A 16,502-nucleotide genomic window follows, 5' to 3' on the forward strand; every position below is an offset into this window, starting at 1 on the left:
GGTGTAGTTGCACACTCCAATCTGTGGACCGTCTGTGGATAACTCAACCGCCTGCGGCACTCCGCTTATACCGCAGCGCCTTCCATTCCGCCAGTGCCTCCGTATAGGCATCGTGAAATAGACCCACCGGAGAATATACGCTCTCTTTTGGCTGTCCTGTCCGCATGTCTACCGCCTTTGCGAAGTACCTATCCGCAGCTAATTCGATTATGTCCGGCTCTAAGCGGCCGCTAAACCTCCGCGTCAGCATTTGGTATATATCCGCGAAGTAGTGATCGTAAAGAGACGCCGTATCGTTGAGCGGAAGTTTACGCAGTGCTTTTGATAATGTTTGTAGGACTGCTTCATCATTTTCCGTAGCGCCCTTATTTATTTCTCTCTTAAAGTCTTTATTACTTAAATCATTAATAACTTGTATCTGATTATCCGCTTTCGGTTCGTCCATATCGGGAATATCCGTATGTGGGAAATCCGGCTCTGGATCATCAACTATCGGGCGCTCATAAATAATCGTCTCCATACCGGTAATACGATTAGATGCATCGCGCGTTTGCTTCCGTTCAACATAACCGACAGCCTCTAGTTCCTTAATAGCGCTGTAGACCGCATCACGTCCGTCTGTAGAGCGTTTTACGAGATCGCCAATATAAACCTGCCAGTTCGACGGTTTTGATAAGAGATATCCGAGCAGCCCCTTCGCTTTCCAAGACAGCCGATCGTCCGATAAGAAATACGGATCTAGTATCGTGTAGCTACTATCGCGCTTAGAGACGCGAACAATTCCACCTGATGGTTTCATATTACACGCCTCCTTTACGGCCAGTTATGCGCAATAGAGGACTAAAGCGGCGGTGTTCATCCGCGATACTGCCTTCGCTAATCTGAACGTATTTACGTGTAGTAGCTATATCCGCGTGTCCCATGATTTTCTGCAGGTGGAAAATGGACATGCCGTTCTCAGCCGCCATCGTTGCGAAATTATGACGTAGGATATGCGGCGATACGGAACGCCCGAGCTTCGCCTTTTCCGCGTACTTATCGAACGACTTCTGTATCGTCTTCTCGCTTAGCGGCTCCCCGTAATTAGTTGTAAATACGTGCGTTGTATCGAAGTGTTGCGCGGATTCCGTTATCAATTGCTTAAGTAGCCGCAGCGTCTCCGTTGATAGAGGTAATATACGCGATTTTCGGTTCTTGTTCTTTGATGCCGGTAGCGCTATATGCTTCTTTACGAAATCTACCTCCGCCTTCTCTAGCGAGCATATTTCGTTTAAACGCAATCCAACGTCTAAAATTAACGTCATGATTATAGCGTCTCTCCATTGCGCCCACTGCTTCTGATCCGGAGCCTTCATGAACCGTCTGAGTTCGTCCTCAGTCAGCGGCATTACCGTATCGACGTCCTGGCGCATTAGTGAAACGTTTCTAGCGGGGTTAACGTTGATTACGCCCTCTTCGTATAATACGGAGAAGAATGTCCGCAGAACGCGTATACGGACGTTTACAGAGGCCGGAGATATCCCGCGACGCTCCCGATCAAAATCCGACTTAAACGGATGCCCTCCGTAATACTCCTTTTCATCCGAACACCATAGGATATAACCGCGCAGCATGTCCGTCGTTACATCTTGAATCGAAATCTCCCCGTAACGCTCCGTAATCCATTCCGTTAAATACTGCATGTTCTGTATGTATCCGCTGATCGTACGCTCCTTTAGATTGTTAGCGCGCTTAATCTTAATAACGAAGTCGACCGCTTCTTCTATTGTATATGACGGCAACCCTACGTCTGCCATCGGCGTGCGCCCCGTTAATGTCCGTCTACCGGTACGTTTATCCATACAAAAAAGCCCCCTACGTCATATTAACGTAGAGAGCATCGTGTAATCAGTAAGGTACTTCGGAATCATCTAGCGTTGTGTACCGCATAGTTTCCGTACACATATCGTACTGAAACCGTTGATACTAGCGTGTTTTTAAGGAATACGGAGAGGGTGGGATTCGAACCCACGCACGCTGTGACACGCCTAACTGATTTCGAGTCAGCCCCCTTGGGCCTCTTGGGTACCTCTCCGCAGCAAAAATAATTGTATCATGCAGACATGCCATTTGCAAGCTTAATTATTGTCTGTATTTCCCTCTGCAGAACGCAGTACCTTCTTCATATTCTTCTCGAATTTCGCCCGGGGAATCAGAACACTATGCTGACATCCTGTACACTTAATGCGGATATCCATCCCCATACGAATGATCTCCATCTCATTAGAACCGCAAGGGTGCTGTTTCTTCATCTGTACAATATCTCCAAGCTGAAAAACTTTACGTTCCACTACCCTTCCCCCTTTTTCCCCTCTTGTGTAGCTGCGATTTGGCGTCTTGATCCAGTGTCAGGCGTATCCGATACTTCCTGCTCATTTTCTGTTTTTGCCAGTTCAATTTCAGCCTTTGCTTCTTCTTCTTCTGCCTTCAAACGCGCTTCCTCTTCGGCTTGAGCAGCTTGGGCCTGCTCTAGACTGCTTAGTTTCTCTAGTGCCTGCTTAATATCATTCTGAATCTGTCTCTCCGCAACCTCTTTTGCATTAGGTAAACAGCTAGCCGCTATACGAATTACATATTCCGAAGTACTCATGGACTGTATACCGAGCACATTAGGATAAGCAAGAACATTAGAGTTACGCTCTTCTATTCCTTTTAGCGCTTCTCCAATCAAACCTAGCGTGGCCTCCAAGCTCCGCTCCATTTTTACAGGAACATCAACTACAGCCAATGCATTCGAGAGAGAATAATTGGTCACGTTCGTGATTAATCCATTCGGGATAATAAATACTTCTCCAGTTGTGCTTAACAGTCTGGTTGTTCGCAGTCCAATTAATTCTACCGTTCCTTTATAGGTCCCCGTTTGAATTACATCACCCACTGCAAATTGATCCTCTAAAATAATAAAGAAACCTGTAATAACATCCTTCACCAAACTTTGTGCCCCAAAACCCACTGCTAAACCAAGCACACCCGCTCCAGCCAACAATGGTGCCAAATCGAAGTGGAACTCAGAAAGCACGAGCATGATCATCACAAAATTACAGATAACTGTCACTACATTTTTCATCAATTCCCCAACCGTAGTAAACCTTCGTGTGTTGGACAGAAGTCTGCCACCGGTTTTACGCTCAAGCGAACGATCAATAATATTAGAAACAATTTTAATAATAACCCGGGTTAAGAGAAAAATAACAAGAATCCGTAGACCCGCAAATAATACATCCGCCCACATATCAGCATCGGTAAACCAATTCCACACCTTATCTTTAAAGCGAATGGCATCTTTTAATGTATCCGCACCGGGTGTATCAGCCTCCAGTATCCACATATTCATCGCATGTACTCCTCCCTACCCCTAAATCAGTATGTAGTTCTCGTTGTGTTTTCCGTAGATGCCGCGTATTTCTATTTCCTGCTCAACTATAATTCTTTTTACCTCTTCCAGCGCATTTTGAAAAAACTGAATTGAAATTGCACAGCCTGCGGTGATCTCCTTCGGAGTTGGAAATATATCAATTTCTATTTCAGCATACTCAAGCAGCATTTCAGCACGAAGCGCCTGCTGGGTGGAGTCAAACGCTATTAACATCTCATCCTGCATATACGTCAAGCCTCTCCATAGGTTTATCGTCCTATCTCTTGCTGCTGGAGTATAAAACCCCTCTTCTATCCATATACTAGATACCAACAAATAGAATCACCCTTAGAAAGGAAGATGGTATGAACTCCTCATCCAAGGCTACAGCAGCGCAAGAAACGTCCTGTTTAAAAATATCACATACAGATCCCGATATCTATTCCGCAATTACTCATCGGCTACTTTTTCACTTTTCACGCACGCGTCCAGAGACTCAAATTATCGTCATCTGTGTAGGCACTGATCGCTCCACCGGAGATTCTCTCGGTCCTCTTGTTGGTACTGCATTATCCCGTTTTCATAGTCCATTGTTTCATTTATACGGTACCCTTGAAGAACCGGTTCATGCCGTCAATCTTGAAGAGACTTTGTCTCTAATTAATGAAAAATATAATAACCCGTTTGTCATCGGAATAGATGCCTGCTTAGGTCACTCTACTAGTGTTGGCTGCATCCAAGTCGTTGAAGGTCCCCTCAGACCAGGAGCTGGCGTAAATAAACAATTGCCGCCGGTTGGAGATATCCATTTGACTGGAATCGTTAATGTCGGCGGCTTTATGGAGTATTTCGTATTGCAGAATACACGGCTAAGTCTAGTCATGCGCTTATCTGATATTATCGCTACAAGTCTATATTCTGCTTTAAAACAATGGAACCTGCATGCTACTTCTGCTGCAACGCGAGAGTTATAACTTCTTTTTCTTCAGGCGATAAGGCATATTGTGATTCCCCATTTTGCATAGGCTTGGAGTAAATATATGAGTTCTCACGATTATGAAGGCTGGTTAATACAATGCCACTGCTATTGTCATCCAGAATAGCCACCGAGAAGCTCAAATCATTACCACGTTCACCGAAGGCATTATAACGCTTCAGAGCGATATTTGACTTCATGCCGCGGATTTTGACTTGGGTAGCTTCTATCAACGCTTTTTGCTCACGTTGTTCTTCTTCCAGCATGTCGCTTTGGTTCTTCAGATCAACCAGAAGGCCTTCCAGATCCTCCACACCGCTTCCTGCCATCATGGCCTCATATTTGCGCCGTATAGTCCGCAGCTTAGCTCCCTGAGCGATTACAGTCACTATCAGTACTAGCATAATTACTACGAAACCAAACACAAACCACTGCAACTGTTCATTAATTAATTGATTCATTTCAGACATGAATGGACCATCCTTTTTATTTATCTGCTGCGGGCATCAGCCATATAACTCATCCATAGCAGCTAGCATTCTGCTTATATTATGCTCTGTTGTATCTACGCCTACACTCGCCCGAACAGCACCACTTTCTAGTGTATCAACAGCCTTATGTGCCAGTGGGGTACAATGCATACCCGCTCTGACGGCTATTTTATACTCACGATCTAGACGGTGGGCTATATTCGCCGATTCTTCCCCATCCACTACAAACGACACAATTCCAGTTCTCGGAGCCCCTAATGTGGGCCCTAATAGTTTAATGTTTGGAATATGGGACAAGCCCTCCATCAGCAGTTGAGTCAGCTTCCACTCTCTTTCGTGGATAACGTTTGTCCCTATCGATTTTACCTTTTGAACACCGGCTAGTAAACCAGCAATTCCTACCGCATTTTGCGTTCCCGCTTCATACCGATCTGGGCGAATAGAGGGTTGTTCACTATTCTCAGATTGACTGCCTGTCCCTCCATGCATTAAGGGCTCGAGATCCAATTCAGGTGATATATAGAGCCCACCAGTCCCTTGTGGTCCAAGCAACCCTTTATGCCCAGGAAAAGCTAATAAGTCAATATTCATTTTTTTCACATCAATATCAAGCGAGCCTGCACTTTGAGCAGCATCCACTAGAAATATAGCACCCTTTGCTTTAGCTAGATCCCCGATTTCACCAATGGGAAGTATACTACCTAGTAAGTTGGAGCTATGATTACAAATTACCATTTTAGTGTTCGGTCGAAACGCCTTGTCCAATTCGTACAAATCCAATTGACCCGCTCGATCCACCTTCAGATAATCAACACTTATCCCTAGTGACTTACGTAAATATTCCAAAGGTCTCCGCACAGAATTGTGTTCAGTCATTGTAGAGATTACATGATCCCCTGCTTTGAGCGTACCTCTAATCGCCATATTTAATGCCATCGTAGTGTTTTGGGTAAACGCTATGTCTTGTGCATTAGAAACCCCAAACAACTCCGCCAGCAAACTCCGGGCTCTCACCAACACCCGTCCGCTTCCCATGGCCAACGAATAATTTCCTCTGCCAGCATTTGCTCCCGACTGCAAAGCATTCATCATCGCAGCTGCCACCTCTGGAGGTTTAGGCCAGGACGTAGCCGCATGATCCAAATATACGAAGTCTTCCATAACCCCGCTCCTCGTCTCATACTCTTTTTCATTAAGAAGAAACAACGTTGTCGCCCTTTATTGATAATAACCTTATCTGTAGAAAATATAAGGATAATATTCAGCTGCACTTTATACATCCTTATATTTTGAAAAAACATACCCCTACTCATCCGATTACGGATAGCTCAGGATATGTTCTTGGCATAGATACCCATTTAGTTACCCAATAATTCTAACAATCTTTCTAAGTCCTGCGCACTGTAGTAATTCAGTTCAATCTTCCCTTTTTCCTTACCTTGTTTTATCTTAACCGTTGTTTTAAACCGTTCACGTAATACTTCCTCTACATTATCAATATAGGGATCACGTTTAACAACTTTAATCTTTGTACCGTTCGTTGGCTTTCGATCCAGATTTTTCACTGTTTCTTCAAGCTCTCTTACGCTCCATTGCTGTTCCACGCATTGTTCAGCCAATTGTTTAATAACTTCCGGATCTTTCAGGGCAACAATAGCTCGTGCATGTCCCATAGACATTGTTCCACGTGAAACATATTCTTTTACTTCTTCCGGTAAAGTAAGCAATCTTAGGAAGTTAGCGATGTGTGATCTGGACTTTCCAACTTTAAGTGATAGCTCTTCTTGTGTGAGTGAAAATTGATCCATCAAACCTTGATAAGCAACTGCGATTTCCATTGCATTTAAATTTTCACGTTGCAAGTTCTCAATCAGGGCGATCTCCATGACCTGTTGATCACTTAGATTTCTTACGACTGCTGGAATCGTAGGTTTACCACAATATTGCGAAGCCCGGAATCTGCGTTCCCCGGCAATGATTTCATACCCCTTCAAAACACTCCGTACAATGATCGGTTGAATCACGCCATGTTGTCTGATGGACTCAGCCAATTCCTGGATTGCTTCTTCATTGAAATCCTTGCGTGGTTGATAAGGGTTAGCCCGTAATTGAGCTAATGGGATTTCTACTACCTTATCATCTTCATTAATAGATAAAGAAGGAATCAGAGCATCCAGACCTTTTCCTAAACGTTTACTCATAAGAAATCACTTCCTTTGCCAACTCTAAATACACTTCTGCTCCCTTTGAGCGAGGATCATAAGTAATAATGGATTGTCCATGAGACGGTGCCTCACTTAAGCGGACATTCCGAGGAATGATAGTTCTGTAAACTTTTTCCTGAAAATACTTTTTAACCTCTTCGATGACTTGGATCCCTAGATTCGTACGGGCATCCAACATAGTTAATAGTACTCCCTCTATTTTTAAATGCGGATTAAGATTTTTTTGTACTAGACGCACGGTGTTTAAAAGCTGACTCAACCCTTCGAGCGCATAATATTCACATTGAATCGGAATGATTACCGAATCAGCAGCTGTAAGGGAATTGATCGTCAAAATCCCAAGGGATGGAGGACAATCAATGATGATGTAGTCATAATTATTTTTAACCGCATTTAGGGCTTTTTTCAATTTCAACTCTCTGGAAATCGTTGATACTAATTCGATCTCCGCCCCCGCTAATTGAATGGTCGCCGGGATGATGTGCAGTCCTTCATTTTGAGTTTCAAGTATCGTTTCTAGAGGATTTACTTCATTAATGAGAATGTCATATATACAATTCGCTACGTCCGCCTTGTTGATGCCAACGCCGCTGGTAGTGTTACCTTGAGGATCGATATCAACTAGAAGCACTCTTTTTCCTAATGTAGCCATACCGGCACCTAGGTTCACAGAGGATGTTGTTTTACCGACACCGCCTTTTTGATTTGCTATGGCAATAATCTTGGACACTAATTTCACCTCGAATAGTTAGGAAGAATCTTCTCGTAGATCGCAAGTACAAACGGCCAAACTATGTTACTTTATATGAGCTAAAACTCTAAAATGCAGGACTGAGCAATACATCCTGGTTTAAGTCACACAAAAGGCGGCCAATCACTTTAAGGCCGCCTTCAGCTTTTGAAACAATTTATCTTTTGGGGATCTGGATTACAATCTCGTAATGGTCACCACGGTCATTTTCTGACGTTTTGATTTCCATACCTGAGCCTGACACCATATCAATAGATTGACGAATTGTATTAAGAGCTAGACGAACATCCTTGGTATAGGAGACCCGTTTTGACTTTTTAGTTTGCGAAACTTGTTTATAGAAAGCAATACGAGCTTCCGTCTGTTTAACATTTAATCCTTTTGCAATAATCTCTGCCAAAACTTTTAATTGCATTTCCACACTATCCAGTGATAAGAGTGAACGCGCATGTCTTTCGGAAATCTGACGTTCCATCAACGCTGTCTTAACCTCTTCAGGTAAGTGGAGTAAACGAATCTTATTCGCAATAGTCGACTGACTCTTGCCTAAGCGTTGTGCTAAGCTTTCTTGTGTTAATTGATGAAGATCAATTAACTTCTGATAAGCGACAGCTTCTTCTATGGAGGTCAAACCTTCACGCTGTAGATTTTCTATGAGCGCAATAGATGCTGCCTGAGAATCATTGAACTCACGGACAATAGCAGGGATCGTCTCTAAACCAAGCTTTTTAACTGCCCGCCAGCGCCGTTCACCTGCGATGATCTCATATATGGAATCTCGCATACGTACAACAATAGGCTGAATGACACCATGAGTTTTAATTGTCTGACATAACTCATCAATTTTGTCATCATCGAATATAGTCCGTGGTTGGTAAGGACTGCTAACGACCTCATGAACTGGTATTTGTTTGATTTCTTCTCCGCTGCTCCGCTCGTTAAACCCAAATAGCTTGGTAAATTGTTCTTTCATTCCGTTCATAACCACCTAATTTCGTTATAGTACGATCTTCTTGACCTTCTTCACGGAAAGCATATCGTACAGCAATCTAAAACATTCTGATATTATGGAATTACCTGTAATGAACAGGCATCATAATCTCTCCTTCTTTCGAACAAGAGTACAGAGAAGGAGTTATATACAAAATTAAAGTCTACTATGCTATTCTATCACTTTTCTCCACATAATCATATTCTCCGTAAAGACCTATTTTTCCTGCATTTTTACAGGTGCAACAACCAAATCAGCTTATAAATCTAATTTTTATCTAATTTGATATTTATCGATTTTTGTTATCATCATCTTCATAAAAAAAGAGCATTCCCTTTGTTCAAAGAGAATGCTCCTAAAGGAACTTTGAGTATCGGCAATGTTTCACGTGAAACATTATTTTATCAATGGCATTTTGGCAGGAATTCCCGCTTTTCTTGGGTATTTAGCTGGTGTTGCTCCTGTCTTCCGGATCATAACAATATGTCGATCCGACTCCTCCACTGGTAAGCTGAACGACTCCACTTTGCTGAGTTCAGCACGAAGCTCTTTTAAGCTGTACTTAGCTTCGCTTAATTCCTCTGAAGGATCGCTGCCCTTCATTGCAGCGAACACCCCATCTTTGCGTGTGAAGGGAAGACAAAATTCATTCAATAAAGACAGTCTTGCTACCGCACGTGCTGTAACCAAATCATAGGCATCACGATGAGTGAACTTGCGCGCGACATCCTCTGCCCGCCCATGGATCAATTGTACATCAGTTAATCCCAATGTCGTACTTACATGCTGCAGAAATGAAATTCGTTTATTGAGCGAATCAACAATCGTTAGCTTCAAATGAGGAAAACATATTTTAAGTGGGATTCCTGGAAACCCAGCTCCTGAACCGATATCTGCGAGATTGGTGATCTCGTTAATATCAAGGAAAAAAGCTAATGAAATAGAATCATAGAAATGCTTCGTATATACCTGCTCTCGCTCGGTTATACCCGTGAGATTCATTTTTTCATTCCAGGTTACGAGTTCCTTATAATACAGATCAAATTGTGCTAACTGTTCTGCTGTAAGGGATATGCCTCGTTCCTGTAATAGTTGTGTGAATTGAACTTCCGTATTATCCATAGCTTATCCTTTCGCCGCGGTTACCCGGTTGTAATGCTCAAGATATACAAGAAGAATGGAAATATCAGCAGGTGTAACTCCCGCAATCCGAGAAGCCTGCCCGATAGAGATCGGGTGAATCTTAGTCAGCTTCTGCCGCGCTTCCATCGCTAATCCATGGATTTCATTATAATTAATGTCATCTGGAATTTTTTTCTTCTCCATCTTTTGCAGGCGCTCCACATGTTGAAGTTGTTTTTCTATATATCCGGCATATTTAATTTGGATTTCTACTTGCTCCTTCATTTCTGCATCCAGCATCTCTGGTGATGGTGATACTTGATCAACAAAACTATATACAAGCTCTGGGCGCCGCATCAGAACAAGCAAATTACTGCCATCTACAATAGGTGCCGATTCATATTGCGCTAGTACTTGGTTTACATCAACAGGTTTAACCTTTGTTTCTTGCAGACGAACAATTTCACGCTCCACCCGTTCTTTCTTATCTGTGAAGTTATCGAAACGCTCCTGTGTGATCAAACCAATGTCATAACCGATAGGTGTAAGTCTTAGATCTGCATTGTCATGGCGAAGCAACAAACGATATTCTGCACGTGAAGTAAGCAGACGGTAAGGTTCATTCGTTCCCTTAGTCACGAGATCATCAATGAGTACACCAATGTATCCCTGTGAACGATCTAGGATTACGGGTTCTTTGTCTTGCACTTTGCGTGCTGCATTAATTCCAGCCATAACCCCTTGGCCTGCTGCTTCCTCATAACCGGAAGTGCCATTGATTTGTCCAGCAGTGAATAGACCTGGAAGACGTTTGGTTTCAAGAGATGGCCATAGCTGTGTAGGAACCATTGCATCATATTCAATAGCATAGCCGTTACGCATCATCTCTACCTTTTCCATACCAGGAATGGAACGTAAGATAGCTAGCTGGACATCCTCAGGAAGACTAGTGGACAGACCTTGTACATAGTATTCCGATGTATTTTTTCCCTCTGGCTCTAAAAAGATCTGATGCTTAGATTTATCACTGAATCTTACGACCTTATCTTCTATAGAAGGGCAATAACGTGGGCCAGTTCCTTCGATAATACCTGTGAACATCGGCGCACGATGAAGGTTATCATTAATAATCTGATGAGTAACCTCAGAGGTATACGTTAACCAACAAGGAAGCTGTTCGTTATCGGATGATTTCGTTTCGAACGAAAAGAATTTCGGTTCATCGTCCCCTGGTTGAATTTCTGTCTTAGAGAAATCGATCGTATCACGATGTACACGTGGTGGAGTACCTGTTTTAAAACGCACCAATTCAAACCCAAGCTCCCGTAAGTTCTCAGAAAGCTTCACGGATGGCTGTTGATTGTTAGGTCCACTTTCATATGTTAGCTCACCCATAATCACTTTACCACGCAGGTAAGTACCTGTTGTCAGGATAACAGTCTTACTATGGTATTCGGTTCCGGTCTTCGTAACTACACCTACACAACGTCCATCCTCAACGATTAAACGCTCAACCATCCCTTGACGAAGTGTCAAATTAGGCGTTTTCTCCATAGTTTCCTTCATTGTATGTTGATAAAGAAATTTATCAGCTTGTGCACGTAAAGCATGTACTGCTGGTCCTTTACCTGTATTCAGCATACGCAGTTGAATGAATGTCTTATCTATATTGCGGCCCATTTCTCCGCCAAGCGCATCAATTTCACGCACTACATGTCCTTTGGCAGGTCCGCCTATGGACGGATTGCAGGGCATGAATGCAACCATATCCAGGTTAATTGTGATCATTAACGTACTGCAACCCATCCGGGCTGCAGCCAGTGCTGCTTCACAGCCAGCATGACCAGCGCCAATGACGATAACGTCATAGTTGCCTCCATCATAACTCATGTCCTGTTTCCCCCTTGAAATTATATTAAATCGTGAATCTTATTTTCCTAAACAAAATTGTGAGAATATTTGGTCTAACAAAGAGTCAGCTGCAGTATCGCCAATTATTTCCCCAAGCTGTTCCCATGCGAGCCGTACATCGATTTGAATCATATCAATCGGTATATACTGTTCTGCAGCATCGTATGCGTCTTGAAGTGATTTATAGGCTTTTTTGAGCAGGGCTATATGTCTCACATTACTCACATATGTCAAGTCACCCGATTCCAGCTTTCCACCAAAAAAGAGTGTCGAAATGGCATCTTCAAGTTTGTCTAGACCTTCCTCTTCCAGAACGGACATCGGTACAATGTTAGACTCTTCAAAAAATGAGAGCAACTTATCCTTATCCAGTTTGGGCGGTAAGTCCATTTTATTCATGATTACTAGGCACTGTCTACCGTGGATTTGTTCCATCAATGCCAATTCATCCTCATGCAGCTCTTCATTAGCATTCAGCACAAGTAGAATCAGGTCGGCGTCACTAACTGCCGCTTTGGAGCGCTCCACCCCAATTCTCTCAACAACATCCATCGTTTCACGAATTCCCGCTGTATCGAGCAGCTTAAGCGGTATATTATTTATCGTTATAAATTCTTCTATTACATCACGTGTTGTTCCTGGAATATCTGTTACAATCGCTTTGTTATCACGCGCTAATGCGTTTAGCAATGATGATTTACCAACGTTCGGACGTCCGACAATAGCTGTCGTAATCCCTTCACGAAGTATTTTTCCTTCATTAGATGTCTTAAGCAGCTTTGTTATTCCCTCCATAACCTCACTGCTTTTATCTTTAATAAATTCAGCTGTCATGGATTCTACATCATGTTCTGGATAATCTATATTCACTTCAATATGAGCCAGCATCTCAATAAGTGTATGGCGTAAAGCATGAATTCGATCCGATAAGGATCCGCTAACCTGTTTTAAAGCTACAGAAAAAGCCCGGTCAGACTTAGAGCGAATCAAATCAATAACAGCCTCAGCCTGCGATAAATCGATACGTCCGCCCAAGAAAGCACGCTTGGTGAACTCCCCCGGCTCGGCTAACCTTATCTCCTGCTGCAGAAGTAAGTCCATCACTCTTCTTACAGAAATTACACCGCCATGAGCACTGATCTCTACTACATCCTCTGTCGTAAAAGAACGTGGTCCTTTCATAACGGTTACCAACACTTCTTCCATCTTCTCTCCGTTATCAGGACTGACGATATGTCCGTAATGAACGGTATGCGATTCCGCTTCAGTTAATGGAACTCGGCTACGAAATAATGGTGCCACTTGGGAAATAGCCTGTGGGCCACTTACCCGAATAATAGCAATTCCTCCCTCGCCTAATGCCGTCGATACGGCAGCAATGGTGTCACTAAGCATGCTGTTTTTCACCCCAAAACTTATATTTTTTGAATAGAAACGTTCTTTTATTTTTAAAAAAACAATGACCCCTTACATTGGTCAAGGAGTCATTGCATCCATATAGTCTTTACTTCAAGGTTATAACGACGCGGCGATTTGGCTCTTCGCCTTTACTGAGGGTACTCACTTGCCGGTGATCCTGTAACCTGGAGTGGATAATCTTGCGCTCCTGAGGAGACATTGGCTCCAATACAACCTCTTTACGAGTGCGAATTACACGTCCGGCTAAACGATCAGCCAGCTCTTCAAGCGTTTTTTTACGGCGCTCACGGAAGTTCTCTGCATCTAACACAAGCCGTATAAAACTGTCGGAATAACGGTTAGCTACAATATTAGCCAAATACTGTAGAGCATCGAGAGTTTGTCCTCTTCTGCCAATTAACAGTCCCAAATCTGGACCGGAAATTTGCAGAATCGTGGATTCCTTGGTGTGGACGATTTCTACCTCCACTTCGAGCCCCATGCTCTTAGCGACATCCACAATGAAATGAACGGCTTCTTGGTAAGCTTCCTCCACCGGTTGTCCGGAATCTTGGCGTGGCACACCGCCGATGGCCTCCTGTTTGCTCTCTCTTGCTGACTGTTGAGGCAGTGACGGAGCACTCGCCGCTGATGCCGGTGCGGCTTCGGCTATCAAGGTTAGTTCAACCTTGGCACCTTTCGCACCGATCAATCCCAGGAATCCTCTTGATGGCTGCTCAAGTACGTTGACCGTTACCCGGTCCTTTTGAACTCCAAGCTGGGTTAGTCCCCGTTCTACAGCTTCTTCAATGGTTTTCCCTGTTGCGACGACTTTGCTCATTTTGACTTTTTGGCTCCCTTCGATGACTTGTTGCCGCCTTTGCTCTTCGGAGCAGGACTGGAGTCATCTGTACTTTTTACAGCACTTGCGATTGCCAATTTGTGTTTATCGTTGTTGCGGTATAAGAAGTAGTTCTGAATAATAGTGTAAAGGTTACTGTACACCCAGTATAATGGCAAGGCTGCAGGGAAGTTGTACGACATAACGAAGATCAGAACTGGATAGATCATCATCATGAACTGCATTGGCCCTTGTTGTTGCACTGGGTTCATTTTGGTCATCATTCTAGTTTGAATAAATGTTGTTAATGCTGCTAGTACTGGCAAGATAAACAGATGATCCGGTTTACCAAGCTCCAGCCACAAGAAGGTATGCTCCCGTAGATGTGGATTATAGTAGATCGAGTTGTAGAGAGCGATAAAGATAGGCATTTGTACGATCAGCGGTAAACAACCCGCCATTGGGTTAACCTTATTTTCTTGGAACAAACGCATTGTTTCTTGCTGCACCTTTTCAGGTGTGTCTTTATATTTTTTCTGGATCTTTTGGAGTTCCGGTTGAATGGCTTGCATTGCACGCGAGCTCTTCACCTGTTTAATAGTAAGCGGAAGAATCAACGTGCGGACAATAATAACCATCACAAGTACGGCTAAACCATATTCTCCGTTAAACCAATCTGCAAACTTGTCCAAGGCAATGGCGAAATAATACACTACATTACTTTGCCAGAAGCCTCCATTCTTCAAATCCTCCGTAGTGTGCGTGACAGCAGCCGACGGAGCGCATCCCGACAGAACAGCTAACGACAACACCATTACCGTGATGAGGAGAAACCATTTTCCTCGTCTAGTCTTCATTAGAGACACTTCAAAACCCCTCTCTTAAACATTCCATTCCACCGTAAATCATACCATAATTATGAATACAAATAAACAAGCCTCTTAAGCACCCTTTATTTGCGGGAAGCCTTGAGTAGCTTGGCTTTACGAAGCACATGCAGCACACTTTTTTCGAGCTCTGCATACTCCATGGAAAGCGCTCCTTTTCTTACGATAAACACCATGTCTAAGCCACCTGCAATCTCAGGTTCATGGTGACGGACGATTTCCTTAACTAATCTTCTCATACGGTTACGGACAACCGCGTTTCCGACCTTTTTGCTAACAGACACACCTACTCTAAATCGCTCTACCTCTTTTTTGCCAAACCAATACACTACAAATTGATGATTCGCAAATGACTTCCCATGGCGGTATACACGACTGAAGTCGGCACGGTTTCGTAAACGTAACTTTTTGTGCACGGGAATCTCCTTCATAAAAATCCGGTTTAAGTGTCCCTCCGAATTTTTTCTTCTAATAGTATAGGCATTAGCAAGCAGCCATAAACGACTACATTTGCTGTGCTGAAATTAAGCTTCTATATATAGTAGGAAAAATAATTTCAACTTCTCACAAAATATTTCTCAATATACGTTAAATAGCCCCGCAAAGTGTAGCTAGCGCATTAAGCGAGATCCTAGACTTTTGCAGAGCAATAATAATAAAAAGCAGTAAAAAAAGACCACCGCAGTGGTCCCTTAGTGGCCTAACTTACGCACTCAAAACTTTTCTGCCTTTCAAGCGGCGAGCTGCCAGCACTTTACGGCCGTTTTTCGTGCTCATTCTTTTACGGAAACCGTGAACCTTACTACGTTTGCTCACATTTGGTCTAAATGTCGGTCTCATAATTGCACCTCCCTTACAGGAACTTAATTACTGTCATATAAGCAGAAACGGACTAAGCCGTCCTTATAGTAGGGACAGTATCTACAAGAATTATCATTTTTATATATCGAGACATATCCTTACAGAAAACACCTTTATATATTTAAACATATTTTATGAGCAAAAGTCAACCTAGTAACCGGCTTGTTCCTCCCCCTCAAGCTCAGGTTTTTATCCACAACTCTCCCCAGGAAAAAAGTAATCCACAAGATATGACAGTTATCCACCTGTGATCAAAAAATAAAGTCGACTACTCACAGTTGAGCACAACCTGTGTATAAAATTATCGAACCTTTGGCGTAAAGTGTCGAACCGTAAACAAATTATCAACAATATGTAGTGGTGTTCCTAATAATTGTACACAAGTGCTTGAATTTGTGGATAAAATAGCCCTGCTCATTGAAAAACAAGGGGCGTTTTGCTATGATGGTATTACTTTTGAATGTGAATAGATTTGTTTGTTCTCTTAATTATCAACAAGCTGTGGATAAAGTTGTGAACAAATCAAATTTATCCATATTTTTTTGTCTCTTCATATTGCCTACTGGGGATAAATATCAGCACCAACCTATTTTCTTCGACATTTCCACTTCATGGCTGATGCCACATTTGGAAGATTTAAAGGAGTGACAGTCT

The 16,502-nt window shown here is 42.9% G+C and carries 18 protein-coding genes and 1 tRNA gene; 1 reads left to right on the forward strand and 18 read right to left on the reverse strand.

Annotated elements, in window-relative coordinates; genetic code table 11:
* Window positions 1–43: 43 nt before the first annotated feature.
* From NYE58_RS35915 to NYE58_RS35940, 6 genes are all read right to left on the reverse strand, one after another.
* Window positions 44–799, reverse strand: coding sequence for a helix-turn-helix domain-containing protein (locus NYE58_RS35915; protein ID WP_341004219.1), 756 nt, complete (start codon window positions 797–799; stop codon window positions 44–46).
* Between the two features lies 1 nt (window position 800).
* Window positions 801–1,841 carry a tyrosine-type recombinase/integrase gene (locus NYE58_RS35920; protein ID WP_341004220.1) on the reverse strand — a complete coding sequence of 347 codons (1,041 nt, stop codon included), beginning with the start codon at window positions 1,839–1,841 and terminating at the stop codon, window positions 801–803.
* A gap of 145 nt (window positions 1,842–1,986) precedes the next feature.
* Window positions 1,987–2,074, reverse strand: a tRNA-Ser gene (locus tag NYE58_RS35925).
* 43 nt (window positions 2,075–2,117) lie between these two features.
* On the reverse strand, window positions 2,118–2,330 hold the full coding sequence (locus tag NYE58_RS35930) for a DUF951 domain-containing protein (protein ID WP_036677772.1): 213 nt from the start codon (window positions 2,328–2,330) through the stop codon (window positions 2,118–2,120).
* Window positions 2,330–3,373: a mechanosensitive ion channel family protein gene (locus NYE58_RS35935; RefSeq protein ID WP_076191465.1), complete on the reverse strand. Its 1,044-nt coding sequence runs from the start codon at window positions 3,371–3,373 to the stop codon at window positions 2,330–2,332. The genes NYE58_RS35930 and NYE58_RS35935 overlap by 1 nt, the downstream gene beginning before the upstream one ends.
* Window positions 3,374–3,394: 21 nt before the next feature.
* Window positions 3,395–3,640, reverse strand: coding sequence for a DUF3343 domain-containing protein (locus NYE58_RS35940; protein WP_076124321.1), 246 nt, complete (start codon window positions 3,638–3,640; stop codon window positions 3,395–3,397).
* A 119-nt stretch (window positions 3,641–3,759) separates the two neighbouring features.
* Here NYE58_RS35940 and yyaC point away from each other — a divergent pair, with 119 nt between their 5' ends.
* Entirely contained in the window at window positions 3,760–4,368 is a 609-nt protein-coding gene (gene yyaC / locus NYE58_RS35945; protein ID WP_036677770.1) for a spore protease YyaC, read from the forward strand.
* Here the strand turns inward: yyaC and NYE58_RS35950 are convergent.
* The 12 genes from NYE58_RS35950 to rpmH form a co-directional block, all read right to left on the reverse strand.
* On the reverse strand, window positions 4,340–4,840 hold the full coding sequence (locus tag NYE58_RS35950) for a DUF4446 family protein (RefSeq protein WP_036677768.1): 501 nt from the start codon (window positions 4,838–4,840) through the stop codon (window positions 4,340–4,342). The genes yyaC and NYE58_RS35950 overlap by 29 nt on opposite strands.
* A gap of 36 nt (window positions 4,841–4,876) precedes the next feature.
* Window positions 4,877–6,022, reverse strand: coding sequence for an aminotransferase class V-fold PLP-dependent enzyme (locus NYE58_RS35955; RefSeq protein WP_076276331.1), 1,146 nt, complete (start codon window positions 6,020–6,022; stop codon window positions 4,877–4,879).
* Between the two features lie 197 nt (window positions 6,023–6,219).
* Window positions 6,220–7,062 (reverse strand): ParB/RepB/Spo0J family partition protein, encoded by an 843-nt coding sequence (locus NYE58_RS35960; RefSeq protein ID WP_036677764.1) that lies wholly within the window; start codon window positions 7,060–7,062, stop codon window positions 6,220–6,222.
* Window positions 7,055–7,816 (reverse strand): ParA family protein, encoded by a 762-nt coding sequence (locus NYE58_RS35965; protein ID WP_036677762.1) that lies wholly within the window; start codon window positions 7,814–7,816, stop codon window positions 7,055–7,057. The genes NYE58_RS35960 and NYE58_RS35965 overlap by 8 nt, the downstream gene beginning before the upstream one ends.
* A 178-nt stretch (window positions 7,817–7,994) precedes the next feature.
* Window positions 7,995–8,810 carry a nucleoid occlusion protein gene (gene noc / locus NYE58_RS35970; RefSeq protein WP_036677760.1) on the reverse strand — a complete coding sequence of 272 codons (816 nt, stop codon included), beginning with the start codon at window positions 8,808–8,810 and terminating at the stop codon, window positions 7,995–7,997.
* Window positions 8,811–9,224: 414 nt separating this feature from the next.
* Window positions 9,225–9,950 carry a 16S rRNA (guanine(527)-N(7))-methyltransferase RsmG gene (gene rsmG / locus NYE58_RS35975; protein ID WP_076218353.1) on the reverse strand — a complete coding sequence of 242 codons (726 nt, stop codon included), beginning with the start codon at window positions 9,948–9,950 and terminating at the stop codon, window positions 9,225–9,227.
* Window positions 9,951–9,953: 3 nt separating this feature from the next.
* Entirely contained in the window at window positions 9,954–11,840 is a 1,887-nt protein-coding gene (mnmG, locus tag NYE58_RS35980; RefSeq protein ID WP_036677754.1) for a tRNA uridine-5-carboxymethylaminomethyl(34) synthesis enzyme MnmG, read from the reverse strand.
* A 39-nt stretch (window positions 11,841–11,879) separates the two neighbouring features.
* Window positions 11,880–13,256 (reverse strand): tRNA uridine-5-carboxymethylaminomethyl(34) synthesis GTPase MnmE, encoded by a 1,377-nt coding sequence (gene mnmE / locus NYE58_RS35985; protein ID WP_341004339.1) that lies wholly within the window; start codon window positions 13,254–13,256, stop codon window positions 11,880–11,882.
* A gap of 109 nt (window positions 13,257–13,365) precedes the next feature.
* Window positions 13,366–14,100: an RNA-binding cell elongation regulator Jag/EloR gene (gene jag, locus NYE58_RS35990; protein ID WP_036677749.1), complete on the reverse strand. Its 735-nt coding sequence runs from the start codon at window positions 14,098–14,100 to the stop codon at window positions 13,366–13,368.
* Window positions 14,097–14,966: a YidC/Oxa1 family membrane protein insertase gene (locus tag NYE58_RS35995; protein WP_076124330.1), complete on the reverse strand. Its 870-nt coding sequence runs from the start codon at window positions 14,964–14,966 to the stop codon at window positions 14,097–14,099. The genes jag and NYE58_RS35995 overlap by 4 nt, the downstream gene beginning before the upstream one ends.
* An 86-nt stretch (window positions 14,967–15,052) precedes the next feature.
* Window positions 15,053–15,403 carry a ribonuclease P protein component gene (gene rnpA, locus NYE58_RS36000; RefSeq protein ID WP_036677842.1) on the reverse strand — a complete coding sequence of 117 codons (351 nt, stop codon included), beginning with the start codon at window positions 15,401–15,403 and terminating at the stop codon, window positions 15,053–15,055.
* Window positions 15,404–15,692: 289 nt separating this feature from the next.
* Complete coding sequence (rpmH, locus tag NYE58_RS36005; protein WP_036677745.1) at window positions 15,693–15,827, reverse strand: 50S ribosomal protein L34; 135 nt, start codon at window positions 15,825–15,827, stop codon at window positions 15,693–15,695.
* Window positions 15,828–16,502: the final 675 nt, after the last annotated feature.

The sequence above is a fragment of the Paenibacillus sp. FSL L8-0708 genome (assembly GCF_038009325.1).
GTDB lineage: Bacteria > Bacillota > Bacilli > Paenibacillales > Paenibacillaceae > Paenibacillus_AQ > Paenibacillus_AQ odorifer.

Bases quoted from the DNA above. Each gene is read 5' to 3' on its own strand.
- NYE58_RS35915 (WP_341004219.1), bottom strand. From the start codon at position 799: ATGAAACCATCAGGTGGAATTGTTCGCGTCTCTAAGCGCGATAGTAGC.
- NYE58_RS35920 (WP_341004220.1), bottom strand. From the start codon at position 1,841: ATGGATAAACGTACCGGTAGACGGACATTAACGGGGCGCACGCCGATG.
- NYE58_RS35935 (WP_076191465.1), bottom strand. From the start codon at position 3,373: ATGAATATGTGGATACTGGAGGCTGATACACCCGGTGCGGATACATTA.
- NYE58_RS35940 (WP_076124321.1), bottom strand. From the start codon at position 3,640: ATGCAGGATGAGATGTTAATAGCGTTTGACTCCACCCAGCAGGCGCTT.
- yyaC (WP_036677770.1), top strand. From the start codon at position 3,760: ATGAACTCCTCATCCAAGGCTACAGCAGCGCAAGAAACGTCCTGTTTA.
- NYE58_RS35950 (WP_036677768.1), bottom strand. From the start codon at position 4,840: ATGTCTGAAATGAATCAATTAATTAATGAACAGTTGCAGTGGTTTGTG.
- NYE58_RS35955 (WP_076276331.1), bottom strand. From the start codon at position 6,022: ATGGAAGACTTCGTATATTTGGATCATGCGGCTACGTCCTGGCCTAAA.
- NYE58_RS35960 (WP_036677764.1), bottom strand. From the start codon at position 7,062: ATGAGTAAACGTTTAGGAAAAGGTCTGGATGCTCTGATTCCTTCTTTA.
- noc (WP_036677760.1), bottom strand. From the start codon at position 8,810: ATGAAAGAACAATTTACCAAGCTATTTGGGTTTAACGAGCGGAGCAGC.
- rsmG (WP_076218353.1), bottom strand. From the start codon at position 9,950: ATGGATAATACGGAAGTTCAATTCACACAACTATTACAGGAACGAGGC.
- mnmG (WP_036677754.1), bottom strand. From the start codon at position 11,840: ATGAGTTATGATGGAGGCAACTATGACGTTATCGTCATTGGCGCTGGT.
- mnmE (WP_341004339.1), bottom strand. From the start codon at position 13,256: ATGCTTAGTGACACCATTGCTGCCGTATCGACGGCATTAGGCGAGGGA.
- jag (WP_036677749.1), bottom strand. From the start codon at position 14,100: ATGAGCAAAGTCGTCGCAACAGGGAAAACCATTGAAGAAGCTGTAGAA.
- rpmH (WP_036677745.1), bottom strand. From the start codon at position 15,827: ATGAGACCGACATTTAGACCAAATGTGAGCAAACGTAGTAAGGTTCAC.